Genomic DNA, 15,050 nt, shown 5'->3' on the forward strand with positions numbered 1-15,050 from the left:
CACGCACGGAACCGAAATGTTTGCACTATTGCAGCACTTCGGGGACTTCCTCTCATTTGGAAAGTCGGAGAACCCATATGCCACGTATTCCTGTTATAAATACCAGCCATCTTGATCGGATTGACGAACTCTTAGTCGATAATTTTGAAACGGGTGAATTTAAACTTCATCGTTCTGTTTTCACAGATCAAGCCCTTTTTGACCTAGAAATGAAATACATCTTTGAAGGCAACTGGGTTTACTTGGCACATGAAAGCCAAATTCCAAATAACAACGATTATTACACCACCACTATGGGGCGTCAGCCCATTATGATTGCGCGTAATCGCAATGGCGAATTAAATGCCATGATCAATGCGTGTTCACACCGTGGCGCACAACTTTGTCGGCATAAGCGTGGTAACAAAGCGACTTATACATGCCCATTCCATGGATGGACATTTAATAACTCTGGGAAACTACTCAAAGTTAAAGATCCAAGCGATGCTGGTTATTCAGATTGCTTCAATAAAGAAGGTTCACATGACCTAAAAAAAGTAGCACGTTTTGAAAGCTATAAAGGTTTCTTATTTGGCAGTTTAAATCCAGATGTACCAAGTTTAGAAGAATTTTTAGGTGAAACGACTAAAATCATTGACATGATTGTCGACCAATCTGAGCAAGGCTTAGAGGTTTTACGTGGTGCTTCAACCTATACCTATGAAGGTAACTGGAAACTGACTGCTGAAAATGGTGCAGATGGTTACCACGTTTCGGCTGTACATTGGAACTATGCAGCGACCACACAGCAACGTAAAGAAAAACAGCAAGAAAATGACAATGTCCGTGCAATGAGTGCAGGTGCTTGGGGCAAACAAGGTGGCGGTTCATACGGTTTTGAGCATGGACATATGCTGTTATGGACTCAATGGGCAAACCCTGAAGATCGTCCTAATTATCCAAAAGCTGATGAGTATACTGAAAAATTCGGTGCGCCAATGTCGAAATGGATGATCGAACGTTCACGTAACTTATGCCTTTACCCAAATGTCTATTTCATGGATCAATTTGGTTCGCAAATCCGTGTATTGCGTCCAATTTCAGTCAATAAAACTGAAGTGACGATTTACTGTATTGCACCTGTAGGTGAAAGCCCTGAAGCACGTACACGACGTATTCGCCAATATGAAGATTTCTTTAATGCTTCGGGCATGGCAACTCCAGATGACCTTGAAGAATTCCGTGCCTGTCAAGCCGGTTATGCTGGTATTGAGCTTGAATGGAATGACATGTGCCGTGGATCAAAACACTGGATTCAAGGACCGGATGATGCGGCCAATGAAATTGGTTTAAAACCTAAACTGAGTGGTATTAAAACAGAAGATGAAGGCTTGTATCTTGCCCAACATCAATACTGGTTAGAAATGATGAAACATGCCATTCAATCTGAAAAAAATCTTGCTCAACAAGAAACATCTCAGCAAGGAGCAACAGCATGAATGCAACAGCAAACATCGATCAAGTTTCTTTAGAAAATATTGCGCAATTTCTCTACCGCGAAGCACGTTTTTTAGATGATGAACAATGGGATCAATGGCTGGCCTGCTACTCACCCTCGGCATGTTTTTGGATGCCTGCTTGGGATGATGATGATCGTTTGACCGAAGATCCTCAGTCTGAAATTTCTTTGATTTATTACCCTGACCGTCAAGGTTTGGAAGACCGTGTTTTTCGGATTAAAACTGAACGTTCTTCAGCAACCATGCCTGATACACGCACTTGCCACAATATTAGCAATATTGAAATTATCGAAAGAGATGGTGACAAAGTCACAGTCCGCTTTAACTGGAATACGCTGAGTTTTCGTTACAAAAACAGTTATAGCTACTTTGGTATGTCTCGTTATGTCATCGACTTTTCTGCTACTCAACCACAGATTCTGAATAAATATGTGGTGTTAAAAAATGACTACATCAACCAAGTCATCGATATTTACCACCTCTAATTTTTTATCTCGAGTTGTGTAAACAAAAATATGAGGTGTTTGCTTTAGCCAAATGGAAAGTTGGCTAAAGCACTCAAAAGTTTTAAAGATTTTTATAGGATTTTCAGCCATGTCAAACCACAATGTTGCTCTTCAATTTGAAGATGGCGTAACGCGTTTTATCTCAGTTACACAAGGTGAAACTTTATCTGATGCAGCATATCGCCAGAAAATCAATATTCCTTTAGATTGCCGTGATGGTGCTTGCGGTACATGTCGTGCTTTTTGTGAATCTGGTTCGTTTGACATGCCTGAAGAAAGTTATATTGAAGATGCTTTAACACCAGAAGAAGCTGAACAAGGCTATATCTTGGCCTGCCAATGTAGACCTACTTCTGATGCCGTATTTCAGATTCAAGCTTCATCTGAAGTATGCAAAACCGAAATTCATGCATTTCAAGGTACATTATCTCGTGTTGAAAAGCTCTCTGATTCCACCATCACTTTTGATATTCAATTAGATGAAGGCCAACCCGATATTCATTTTCTTGCAGGTCAGTATGTCAATGTGGCAATTCCACAAACCACTGAAACGCGTTCTTATTCATTCAGTTCAAAACCTGGAAATCGCTTAACAGGCTTTGTGGTACGTAATGTTCCAAATGGAAAGATGAGTGACTTTTTAAGTGCAAATGCCAAAGCGGGCGACAAAATGACCTTTACTGGTCCATTTGGAAGTTTTTACCTTCGTAATGTAGTTCGCCCTGTCGTTATGTTGGCAGGCGGTACAGGTATTGCACCATTTATGTCGATGTTACAAGTGCTTGAAGACAAAGGCTCACAACACCCTGTACGCTTAGTATTTGGAGTAACCAATGATTTTGACCTTGTAGCACTTGAAAAGCTCAATGAACTGCAAAATAAACTGCCATGGTTTGAATACCGTACAGTCGTTGCACATGCTGAATCAACACATGAACGCAAAGGTTATGTGACAGGTCATATTGACAATGACTGGCTAAATGGCGGTGACGTCGATGTTTATTTATGTGGTCCTGTTCCTATGGTTGAAGCTGTTCGAGGCTGGTTGGATACTGAAGGGATTAAACCTGCAAACTTCTTATTTGAGAAATTCTCTGCAAACTAAAATCGTACTGTTCAGGAGCTGAGAAGAATGTCAGATCGCCAAAGATTTAAAAACAAAGTTGTCATTGTTACTGGTGCCGCACAAGGTATTGGTCGTGGTGTCGCCCTACAAGTGGCAGCGGAAGGTGCGCATGTGGTTATGGCTGACCGTTCAGAATATGTCGAAGACGTGCTTGTTGAAATTAACAAAAATGGCGGTGATGCAATCACCGTCAATGCAGATCTGGAAACTTTAGCGGGTGCTCAAGCTGTCGTTGCTAAAGCTATTGAACGCTATAAGCGTGTTGATATTTTGATTAACAATGTCGGCGGTGCAATTTGGATGAAACCGTTTCAAGCGTTTTCTGAAGAAGAAATCATCAAAGAAGTGCATCGCTCACTATTTCCAACCTTATGGTGTTGTCGAGCAGTCCTGCCCGAAATGATCAAAAATCAGAAAGGTACCATTGTTAATGTATCCTCTATTGCAACATGTGGAATTCATCGAGTGCCCTATTCAGCCTCCAAAGGTGGTGTAAATGGTCTAACCACAGCACTTGCATTTGAACATGCCAAAGATGGTATTCGGGTTAATGCTGTTGCGACTGGCGGTACAGAAGCACCTCCACGTAAAGTCCCTCGTAATACTATGGCATTGACCGAAAATGAAAAACAATGGATGCAAGATGTGGTAGATCAAACCATTGATCGCACTTTTATGGGCCGTTATGGTTCGATTCAGGAACAAGTCAATGCAATATTATTTCTTGCGTCTGATGAATCCTCTTATATGACAGGTACTATTGTTCCTGTAGGTGGTGGTGATCAGGGTTAAAACTGGTCTCCTTTTTATGTAGCAGGATCATTGAAATTCAATGCATGGAGGCTTTGCCCAATGGCATCCCTGTTCACAACGTTAAAACAAGATTGGTCTTTGTCAGCGACAGTTGCAGGATTTTTAGCTGTACTGATTTCTTATGCAGGGCCAATGATCATTTTTTTTCAGGCCGCTCAACAAGCCAATGTTTCCTCAACCATGATGGCATCATGGATCTGGGGGAGCTCTATTGGCGCGGCAATCACTGGAATCATTTTATCCATTAAGTTTAAAACGCCGATTATTACCGCATGGTCAGCACCGGGAACGGCGCTCTTGGTGGCTTTATTTCCGCATATTTCTCTCAATGAAGTTGTTGCAGCCTATATTACTTCTGCAATCATTATTTTTATCATTGGGATTACTGGTTCTTTTGATAAACTTTTAAAATGGATACCACAAGGGCTGGCAGCAGGAATGATGGCTGGAATTCTGTTCCAGTTTGGTTTAGGTCTGTTTAAAGCTACTGACACAATGCCCTATGTCGTTTTTGGTATGCTGATCTGTTTTTTATTGGCAAAACGCTTTTCACCCCGCTATGCCATAATTTGGGTATTATTTTCAGGTATTACGCTCAGTTTTATCTTTGGAAAAATCAATCCAGTACCAATGGATTTTTCATTGGCAGTTCCTGTTCTGATCAGTCCAGAATGGACCTGGTCTTCTACATTGAATCTTGCAATTCCACTTACAATTGTCAGTTTAACGGGTCAGTTCTTGCCAGGTATGGCAATTCTTAAACTGAATCATTACAACACACCTGCTAAACCGATTTTAAGCATAGCCAGTATCACCTCTATTGCTGTGGCTTTTACTGGTGGAATCACGATTGTGTTAGCAGCGATTACTGCTGCACTTTGCACGGGTAAAGATTCGCATGAATTGAAAGAAAAACGCTATATCGCAGGTATTGCTAATGGCATCTTCTATATTCTAGGTGGATTATTTGCAGGCAGTTTGGTGATGCTATTTAGCATACTTCCCAAAGAGTTGATTGCGGCACTTGCTGGATTGGCCTTACTCGGAGCAATTACCACCAATCTTGGTATTGCAATGAAAGATGAAACACAACGAGATGCTGCCATCATTACTTTTCTTGCCACTGTATCAGGTATGCATTTTTTAGGATTTAGTTCGGTTTTCTGGGGAATTTGTATTGGCATGATCGCACACTTGACTTTAACTCGACAACAATCAAAGGCTGTCATTCCAACCCCAGTACAAGACTCGCCGCAAAGTCAATAAACCAATATATTCACTTAATAATCAGTATAAAATCCCACGCAGTTCGATGGGATTTTTATGTAATACGACGTTCTGGAATATAACCAAGTTTCACTTTATGAAAGCGTCATTTCTGGCAGTTAAATCTTAAAATATTTCACTGTTGCTTATTGGTGATCTCTAAATACCAAATCGTTACACCCCAATCACTATTTTCAATTTTTGGAAAAATTTCTCCTTGTTCAAAATAACGAGATTGAGATTTGTTTGCTGGACTCCACCAATATCCTGATCTTGGGCAACTTTGGCTTGATAAGGCCTTTATATTTTCAACATCCAAAGAATTATCTGAACCACCTTCATCAGCAATTCTTTCAATTAATATCCAATTCACTTCAGCATACAATGTTTCATATGTGTCTGGATCCACCCCGATTGGTACTACACTTCCCCACCCTCTATCCTCTTCTTTGCTTGAAGCTATAAACTCAATCCGCTTCTGGTCTTCTTTGCAAATATAAATCCCTGTCGTTTTTACTTTCTCATTAGATTTAACGGTTATTTCAAAATTTATCCGATATATTGGATAAGAGCTTGGTAAATCAACATCAATTCCTTGAAATATAGCTGCTTCTGGAAATTCGGCTTCAAGAAAACCCATATCCCAATTTTTTGGGTAAGAATTTCTAATAATTGAGGCAAATCGATTTGTAATTGAATAATAATCCCAACATTGTCGTACTTTATCGTTAGGTAGATCATCCATCCAATGTGGAGAAAATTCACTTAGACCCTTGTCATTCGAACGAATTTCCCCCACACAATTTAGATAAGTAAAATCACCTGATTTTATTTTTATATAAGCATATTCTATCCGATCCATCGTGGACCTAAAGTTTGGTAAGACTGTACCACCCCAATTAATATCTGCACGTTCAGGTAAAGGAAAATCTCTTAAGTTATAAGGAAGATTATGCATATATATTTCAAATAACTCCTCTAAACCATCTAAAAATTGACGATGATTATTACGTAAAATTTCAAAAAAATGCAAAGCGCTAAATTGTTCAAGCAAATAGGCTTCTTTCGGACTAAAGGTATAAAAACTACTTGGATTTGGTTTTTTGTCCTTCAACTGCAAATATACTTTCGCACAATCATTTTTAATCTCTGGTTTTTTAGTACAAAGCTCTTCACTTTCCCCAAAAGCAATAAGACTAAGAGAATAATGTTTTTTAAATAATTCTTCATAAACCACAATCAGGAGAACCCCGATTATTGGTAGGATAATTATCAGTAATACATAGTTTTGACTTAACCAACAATAAATACCTAATCTTAAAATTAACCCTGTGCTCAATCCACCATAAAGATATGATGAGTAAGTTTGAAGTTTTTGAAAGTTAAAGTAATAACATACTCGATATAAGTAGAGAGTGATTAAGCTAAAAACTAATATTGTGAGTACACTAAAGTGAGAAAAACTAAGTAATCCCACTAAGAAACAGATAAAACTAATCATGAGTTTTATCCTTCAGATTTTAGAGTATGAATACGCTGAATATTATAATAGTGCATTATCACTTTCGATTAGTTACTTCAAAATTAAGCATAATTATCATATGTAATTCATTACTATTTTATTCTAACTAAAAAGAAAACCATATTTTTATAGATGGTTTTACTAACTCAAAATTTTACTTTTCACCATCAAAATACCAATATACTTCACCCCAATCAGTTTCTGATAATGTTGGTAATATTTCACCTTGTGTGAAGTAAGGTCGTGTATCAGGTTTAGCGGGAGTCGTCCAATAACCAGTTTTGGAACATTTCTCTCCACCTTTTACTTTAATTCGTTCAATTATTATTTCAGCTGTTGGATTCTCAGCTTGTTTTCTAGCAAAATCAACCAAGTCTTTTGGATAGAACTGATGTTCTCGATAGATTGTATCATCGATATTTAATAACCATGTTACTGCAGCAGCTTCCCATGACCAATAACCATAATAACTAATCCCTGATCTTATATCAGGCTGAGGATGCTGATCATGATAGGGTTCTCGACGACTAGCATCATACCAATCTTCTAAATATTGCAACATAAGTTCAGGACGTATACCCTCTTCTGCGTCAAACACCTTGATTAATTTTCGATAAGGTAAATGTCGCCTTGCTTCAGTTGGAGGAACGCCTCTATCAGAAATAAAAGGGGCAACTAAACGCTCAATTAAGCCATCTTTATCTTGTCCTTCTGGCACAGCCTCTGTGTAATCTATAATTGGCATTACGCGACCCATTTGATTTGCATAACCAGTCAATAAACCAAAACAAATCAAACGTAATGCTATATACCAATAATCCTCTGTATTTAAAGCAATATGCCATACAAATCGCCCATCAGCATCAGGACTCAAATTATAGAGATGGCTTGTTTCTGCGTATTCATCAGTCCAATGAAGTAAATAAGGATAAAGTTCTTTTATAAAGTTTATGTCACCCCCAGCTGAATATTGCAAAGAAATTAAGTCTAAAGCATCAATAATACGTCTTCTTCCAGATGCAATATATCCACCAAATTTAGAATCATTTTTATAATTACTAAAACCATCTACAACTGTATATAATCCATTTAATAATTCATCAAAATTTTCGTGATAATCTTGTATTGATAGATAACCATCTCTGAAATATTTATCATTATTGACCTCTAAGTTTTCCCATTTTTGCCAATCTATTGTTTGATCATTTACTATTATTGACATTATTTTATCGCTCCAACATGTCATTTGGTAAAACAAATTCTAATTTAACGCCATGTGCAGTTACAGTTCTAGTGCATTTAGGTTTATCCAGTCCTTTACATTTTTCATGATGGTCAAATTTATCGCCAGTAATAGTAACCAAGCTTCTATCATAAGGGCATTTAATAGCAAAGCTTTGACCTCTTCTTTTTTCAACAGATGCTTTAAACTGTACACGCTCCCACGCTCTGATTTCTCGCAAGAGTGAACTATGTGAAGGAACAATTTTAGATGAACCAATTTTTCGAGAAATCCATAAATGTGACATCTGAACACCATCACTTACTGTAGTACCTACTGTGTTCTTAACTTTATAATCTTGATCTGTAGACATATAAACATCTAACCCCATTTTTAACGCCATCATTGCGGCTTTGGGTGTCATTAATGCTCTATGACTTAGAGCATTAGTAGCTTTACTGTCTGTTACACGATACTTGTGCCCCAATCTTAAGCTATGCCAAACATGGTCTATACCATTGTGACCATCATCATGATATTCATAAAGCACGCCATCATGATTGATTTTAGATCGACTCTTCATACGTCTTACATAGTAGTAATCCGTGATATGCTCACCACCTGAACCCAACTCTTTATTTGATCTTTTTCTTCTTTTCAATTGCTTTCGGCGATTTGAAGTATTTTTCCTACCTGGGCTTACTCTATTACCACCTGTATTTTTAGGTACATTCCCATTTTGTGGTGTTTTAGGTGCTGGTTTTTCATTCGGTTTTCTTGAACTTTTAGGTGCTGGCGTTGATGGTGTTTTTGCCTTTGGAGTTGGGGTAGGAGTTGCAGGTGTTTTAGCCTGTGCTACTGGTGTAGGTGCTGGCGTTTTTGTAACAATTGGAGCTTTTGCAGTGGTATTTGGATAAGGGGTTGCAATTGCTTTTGCATGAGCAGCTTGCATTTCTTTCATCACCATCTCAATTTTTTGATTGGCAACTCTTTTCATTTGATTTAATTGGGTCACTAAGGTCTTTAATCTTGCATTACCCAATACCGCCCGAGTCATCCAACTGTCAAAAACATCAATTAAACCATCTATCATTTTGTTACTTGTATTTTGTAATTCTTTTGTGTAAGCATTCCAATTTAAATTCCTGAACCATTTATCTACATTCCCTCGCATAGTCTTACTTGGGATTGCATCTAAAATTGCGCCCATCGCTTTACCTGAGCGTAATTGCTTAAAAACAATTTTTAAGCCATCACCAGCTACAGGAACAAAAGCTACTAGGTTAAATACCAAATCAAACCAATTATCTTTATCTTCTGGCTTTTCAGCAATTTTTATGACCGAAACGATAACATTCCCGACATCGACCCCTTGGCCTACAAAAGGAATACAACCAATCACCACTGCAACAATGATTTGTGCAGGACTTGAACCACTTCCATCAAGCACACCTTTGATCCATTGAGCTGCTGATTCTTCACCTTTAGCAGTGACTCTTACAGTTTGTGAGGTTGCTTTCGCTACAGCAGTATTCATTTTTCATCTCCTAGTTCTAATCTAGAAGTTGAATAATTGGTTAATAATATTTCTTCTAAATCATCAGCTATTTCGTCATTGTGATTATTTTCTTGCCCTAGTAATTGTTCTTCATAATCACCAACATGATCATCATACTCAATAGTATCCCCATTAATCATACTTTCAATTTCATCAGGAAAATAATCATCCAACAATGCATCTAATTCTTGTTGATTGTATTGTTCTATTAGTTGTTCTGCTTCAGTTATGCTCATCACTTTTTTATCTTTAAATGGATTATCTACTTTCTCTTTATCAGGCTTTGCCTCAACACTACTAAAACCATAATAAACTTTTGGCTGTATTTTATCGCCTGGGATAGTGACCTTGGCATATCCATCAGCATCCAATATACCTTCTAGAGAAGAACCATCAGAAAAAATAAGATTAAAAGGCGCCTGTGCCACGGGTTTTAAATCCTCATAAACATATTTTAGTTCCAATTCCTTTGGCAATACGTTAATTGTAGGTAAGACAGGTACGATTGCAGATAAATTGCTACCTCCTTTCAAAACATGCTGCCCCGCCTTACTCTCAAACAAACCACCAGTAGTGGCAAACACACCTGAGCCATTGATTCTTAATTCTGAGGTATCTGCAACTAATCTAATCTCTTTAGGGCTGGTAATATAGATTGCATCTTCAGTTGAAATGATTTGAATCCCTTTACGTGCAATCAAATCAGCCCCATCTCCTTGAGCTTGTATTTCGACCTTGCCTTTACCTGCGTAGAATCTGGCACCTTCCTGTGCTGCAAACAAACTGATTTTACTTTGTGCATGAGCTAACAAGTTCTTTTGAGTACTTAGGTTAATACTATCGCCTGCACTGTGACTAATTTGACCATCTGCTGAAAGATGTACATCTTCATTGCTTGCAAGGGCGATTGAATTGGGTGAAGTCAAAATCATTAAAGCTTGTTTAAATGCTTTTGCCTTAGTTTCGCTTTGCTGTTCGATTTGTTCAATAAACTGCTTAAGATCATCTAGAATTTCTAAAGGGGCGGTTTGTTGATTTTTAGCAACCTCACTTAACGCTTTTGAATTATTCAGACCAGATTCAAGCTGTGATTTGGTCTCTTGTGCATCAAGATGATGACCACTCGCTGAATCTTGCGAATAGGTAGAAAGCAATAAGCCTTGTTTAGCTCTAAGCGCTCCCCACTGATCTGTACGCAATTCAAAGCCTTCACCACGACCCTCGCTGGTGTCAGTTTCTTTAGGGTGACTGAGATTACCTAAATTCAGCTGGCTTGCTGAATGACTACTTTGCAGTTGGACGCTGATTTGTCCTGTACTATCATCAAATCTCAGTTGGTTGTAGCCACTCCCTTTATATTCCTTACTTTTTATTCCTGATAATTTTTTAGTATCTGGCAATTTGCCTTTATGATCAAATTTGGAGGGATGACGTTGTGCTTCATGAATTCGCCCCACGACATACGGTCGATCGATATTGCCATCAAAGAAATTAATGACCACAATTTCTCCAATACGAGGCAAGAATCGTGCACCATAGCCTTCTCCTGCCCAAGGCGTCAGTACATCGACCCAAGCCGAATCTGTATCATTGTCATTTGAACCTGCACCGCCATCATGGGTATGGTCTTCATTTCGAGTGAACAAGAAGCGTACTTTGATACGTCCCCATTCATCGACATGAATTTCCTCGCCCTCCATCCCGACAACTTTTGCTCGTTGTGGATGTGTGGTAGGTCGTTGTTGCAGTGGGTTATATTCAGGAACGATGTCGATGCTTCGACGTTGCAATACAAGCTGATTGGCTTGACGTTCATCTTTGTTATTGGTGATGATATTGTTCAATTGCCAATGACTTTGTTTAAGTAATGCTGTCACTTGATCATTCAGGTCTTTAGGCAAGTTGTTCTGATTATAGAATGTCTTTGAGGTGATCAAAAATTCTTTGTCTGCACCTGAATGCTGATCTATTTCAGGATGTTCATTAAATTCAAACCAATACCCCACATATGCATCTCTTACTGTAGAAATAGCAGTAAATTTTTTGGCTTGTAGATCGAAATATTTACTCAAGTTTTCATTGAGCTTTTCAATTTGGACATGACCAGATTTGGTTACACCATCTTCACCTTTTAAGTCCTGTATCCATGCAGGACTGACATGAAATGCCTGTTCTAAAGCTAAACTTGCCACATTCTGATTGTCTGAATGCTTATGCTTAGTAAGAACTGAACCTGCACCTTCTTCTTGTTCTAAAGCATCCGCTTGCCATCTTTGTACATGTACAGCCGTAGGCTGAATGGAACGTAAACCAGTAAATGCCGTTATGTTATCTTGTCTTTCTACAGCACTGCTACGGTGAAAACGGATACTACGGCGATCTAGTGCTTTGTATTGCGCATTATGATCGATTAGGCGTAGTTTCTGTGGTTGAATCTGCTCTGAAGAACTAGAAACCTTATGCTGTGCTTCATCGACTAAGAAACTTATCCCTTCAGAAGCCAACAACCGTTGAATAAAGTCAAAATCGCGCTCATTGCTCTGCATGATGAATGGTCGAACATCATAGTCTTTGGTTAAGGCAGTTTTATCCAAAGTCAGGCTTGAAGCAAACAATGGACTTCGCTCTCGCCATTCTTGAAATAGAACCTCCACAACTTGAACAACAGATTTATTCATAAACACTCTGGAGTTTCTACGATATTTCCAAAGTGCTGTGGGGTCTTCTACTGTAAGGCGATAAATTGTAAGAGAACCGTCACTGGCGCCTACATCGGCTTTGGTTACGATCCCTGAAATTCGATTCAGCTCAGATTTGTCATTAACAATATCCACGGCCACTTGACTACCAATAAAGTTTTTTAGAGCAATGCTTGCTGATGTAGATAGACAAGTTAATTGTAGGCTAAGGCCTAAGTTAAGTGTATGTGTCCCATCAATACGTTGCAGGAACACTTGATCATTTAAAGATGAATTTGAAAATAGAACATGGATCGCACGTTTTTGCGCGCCAAGTCCCAGTTGCTCTAAAGCAGTGTAAATATTGTTAGACATAGTTTATTATTTAATTTTAGAATGTGATGAATTATACTAAAAAGCTTAATAAAATGTCTAGACAGGCTTGTCTACAGCCGCTTTTAAAACGATAAATTGTGTCTCATTTTGTTTCAACTTATTAAGTCAATTATGCCGATAATCAATCTGCCCTTTGGTCATTTGAAAATATTCTTGTATTTTCTTTCTCTCTAATTTGTCTCATTCGAATTGATGTGATTTCACCTAATCGTAATTAGATATTTTTTCTCAACTACAATACGGAATACTTTTGAGGGTTCTTTTCATTTAAATTAAGTTAAATAATAAGTAAATCTATCTAAAACCCAGTTTGATAATTATTTATTTTTTTCATTTTTACAATATGCAATTAATCAATAAATTCTCATATTACGCAAATTAAAACAAGAACATTCGTGCATTAATTTTTAGATATAGCTGTATTAAGCTGTGTATTTTTTGTACCAATACCGTATTTGTATAATCGTTTAATCTTAAAATCAAAATGCAAAATGCAAAATGCAAAATCCAAACAGTTTGAAATGCAAAAAATTTGATTTTTCACATTTTCAAGACATAAAAACCGTAGCAGCATAATAAGGATATTTTATGACTGAAACACATATTTATCAGCCACATGAAAAACGTAATCGTGTTATGGCTATCGTTGGGGCTGCTTCTGGTAACTTGGTGGAATGGTTTGATTTCTATATTTATGCAGCATTCGCAACCTATTTCACCCACGCATTAACCGCTCCAGATATGGATGACTCCACAAAAGCAATTTATGTGTGGGGCGTCTTTGCTGCTAGTTTTTTCATGCGGCCCATAGGCAGTTGGCTTTTTGGCTGGATTGGCGATACCTATGGACGTAAAAAATCCATGATCATTTCTATTACATTAATGGCGATCAGTTCATTTTTATTTGCAGCACTCCCGACTTATGATCAAGTCGGTATGGCAGCACCATTTCTATTATTGGCTGTACGTCTGTTACAAGGACTTTCAGTAGGTGGTGAGTATGGTACTGTTGCGACCTATATGAGCGAGGTTGCTTTAAAAGGTCAACGAGGATTCTATTCCTCTTTTCAATATGTCACGCTGTCTGGTGGACAACTTTTAGCAAGCCTTTTAGGCGTGATTATGTTGGCCCTTATGTCTAAAGAACAATTAATGGATGGTGGCTGGCGTATTCCATTTGTTATTGGTGGTGTCGTTGCCATTCTTTCATTCTTTGCACGTCGACATTTAAAAGAAACCTTATCTGAAGATGATAGTGCAAAAGAGGGTTCAGGCAGTTTAAAAGAATTGCTCAGCAAGAACTGGAATACGTTCCTACTGGTTGTTGGTTATACCTCTGCGGGTTCATTGTGTTTTTATATCATCACAGTATATTCAAAAACCTATATCACCAGCCTTGGTTTTGCCGATAAAACGGTCGGCTATATGATGACCATTGCTCTATTTGTATTTATGTGTGCGCAACCTTTGTTCGGGATGCTGGCAGATCGAATCGGTCGTCGTGCTTCAATGATGCTCTTTAGTAGCAGCTGTGCCATTTTTATCTATCCTGTCATGGTCATTGCGATGCCGTACTTTAGTGGTTCAGCTTTTATCGTAACATTATTACTGATCTTCTTAATGATGTTACTCAGTTTCTATACTTCAATTAGTGGTTTAGTTAAAGCAGAAATGTTCCCGCCACATATTCGAGCCTTGGGAGTTGGTTTTGCTTATGCAGTCGGTAATGCAATCTTTGGTGGTTCTGCTCCGGCTGTTGCATTAAAGTTAAAAGATCTCGGTCATGAGAATAGCTTCTTTGTTTACGTGATTGTCATGCTGATTATTTGTCTTTTCTGTAGTATGCAACTCCCTAAACAGCCAAAATATTTACACCATGATCATTAAGCTCAGTATTTTAAGGTCTGTTTTTACAGACCTTTTCTTTTAATACATGTCTTTTGTTGTAAAATATCCGTGTATATACAATAAAGTCTTATTAAATCTTGAGGAAAAGATGAAAAAAATATTGTTTGTTCTTACCTGTATTTCAATCAGTCATTTTGCCTATGCTAAAACACAAAACTATATACTAACCAATGGCGGTGGTGTTGATGACAATGGTTTGCTGTTAAAAAATACCCAAGGTAAAACCATTTACGCATATTGCAATCAAAAGTGCGGGCAATGGTTTGACCATGATGAAGAAACAGGCGGTCAAATTTTAAAAAAGGAATATATTGAAAAAAAGGTCCAAGCAGATATTCAATTTGAAAAAAATGCAGATCGAGTTGCTGGTCCTAGTGCAGATGAATCTTTTTACTTCATTAAACAAATCAAATTTATTGAATAATTTAAAAATAAATCATGACATTAGAATCCGCTCACCCTTCTAAATGTCATGCGCTTTATGCCCTTATTTTGATACTCTAAATTTAGAGGGATCAAATCCTTAGACTTTATGTGTTAATAATAAATCAATAGA

The 15,050-nt window shown here is 37.9% G+C and carries 11 protein-coding genes; 7 read left to right on the forward strand and 4 right to left on the reverse strand.

Annotated features, from left to right (window positions below; translation table 11 throughout):
• The first annotated feature begins 77 nt into the window (after positions 1-77).
• From benA to benE, 5 genes are all read left to right on the forward strand, one after another.
• On the forward strand, positions 78-1,478 hold the full coding sequence (gene benA / locus MTO68_RS12670; RefSeq protein WP_004719896.1) for a benzoate 1,2-dioxygenase large subunit: 1,401 nt from the start codon (positions 78-80) through the stop codon (positions 1,476-1,478).
• Positions 1,475-1,984 carry a benzoate 1,2-dioxygenase small subunit gene (gene benB / locus MTO68_RS12675; protein ID WP_004821879.1) on the forward strand — a complete coding sequence of 170 codons (510 nt, stop codon included), beginning with the start codon at positions 1,475-1,477 and terminating at the stop codon, positions 1,982-1,984. Before benA ends, benB begins: the two co-directional genes overlap by 4 nt.
• Before the next feature lie 109 nt (positions 1,985-2,093).
• Positions 2,094-3,110: a benzoate 1,2-dioxygenase electron transfer component BenC gene (gene benC, locus MTO68_RS12680; RefSeq protein WP_151803075.1), complete on the forward strand. Its 1,017-nt coding sequence runs from the start codon at positions 2,094-2,096 to the stop codon at positions 3,108-3,110.
• A 27-nt stretch (positions 3,111-3,137) separates the two neighbouring features.
• Positions 3,138-3,923 carry a benzoate diol dehydrogenase BenD gene (gene benD, locus MTO68_RS12685; RefSeq protein WP_244012738.1) on the forward strand — a complete coding sequence of 262 codons (786 nt, stop codon included), beginning with the start codon at positions 3,138-3,140 and terminating at the stop codon, positions 3,921-3,923.
• Positions 3,924-3,983: 60 nt separating this feature from the next.
• Positions 3,984-5,210 (forward strand): benzoate/H(+) symporter BenE, encoded by a 1,227-nt coding sequence (gene benE, locus MTO68_RS12690; protein WP_244012739.1) that lies wholly within the window; start codon positions 3,984-3,986, stop codon positions 5,208-5,210.
• A gap of 136 nt (positions 5,211-5,346) precedes the next feature.
• Here the strand turns inward: benE and MTO68_RS12695 are convergent, their stop codons facing one another.
• The 4 genes from MTO68_RS12695 to MTO68_RS12710 form a co-directional block, all read right to left on the reverse strand.
• Positions 5,347-6,711: a hypothetical protein gene (locus tag MTO68_RS12695; RefSeq protein WP_244012741.1), complete on the reverse strand. Its 1,365-nt coding sequence runs from the start codon at positions 6,709-6,711 to the stop codon at positions 5,347-5,349.
• A 175-nt stretch (positions 6,712-6,886) separates the two neighbouring features.
• Positions 6,887-7,954: a PoNe immunity protein domain-containing protein gene (locus tag MTO68_RS12700; protein WP_244012743.1), complete on the reverse strand. Its 1,068-nt coding sequence runs from the start codon at positions 7,952-7,954 to the stop codon at positions 6,887-6,889.
• A gap of 4 nt (positions 7,955-7,958) precedes the next feature.
• Positions 7,959-9,491, reverse strand: a complete 1,533-nt coding sequence (locus tag MTO68_RS12705; protein ID WP_244012745.1) for a hypothetical protein — start codon at positions 9,489-9,491, stop codon at positions 7,959-7,961.
• Positions 9,488-12,565, reverse strand: coding sequence for a type VI secretion system Vgr family protein (locus MTO68_RS12710; RefSeq protein ID WP_244012747.1), 3,078 nt, complete (start codon positions 12,563-12,565; stop codon positions 9,488-9,490). The genes MTO68_RS12705 and MTO68_RS12710 overlap by 4 nt, the downstream gene beginning before the upstream one ends.
• Before the next feature lie 609 nt (positions 12,566-13,174).
• Between MTO68_RS12710 and MTO68_RS12715 the strand changes: the two genes are divergently transcribed.
• Together MTO68_RS12715 and MTO68_RS12720 are read left to right on the forward strand one after the other, a co-directional pair.
• A complete protein-coding gene (locus tag MTO68_RS12715; protein ID WP_004821900.1) occupies positions 13,175-14,473 on the forward strand; it encodes an MFS transporter in 1,299 nt (432 codons plus the stop codon).
• 109 nt (positions 14,474-14,582) lie between these two features.
• Positions 14,583-14,918 (forward strand): hypothetical protein, encoded by a 336-nt coding sequence (locus MTO68_RS12720; RefSeq protein ID WP_151957638.1) that lies wholly within the window; start codon positions 14,583-14,585, stop codon positions 14,916-14,918.
• Positions 14,919-15,050 lie beyond the last annotated feature (132 nt).

Origin of the sequence: Acinetobacter sp. NyZ410, from assembly GCF_022828975.1 — a bacterium.
GTDB lineage: Bacteria > Pseudomonadota > Gammaproteobacteria > Pseudomonadales > Moraxellaceae > Acinetobacter > Acinetobacter guillouiae.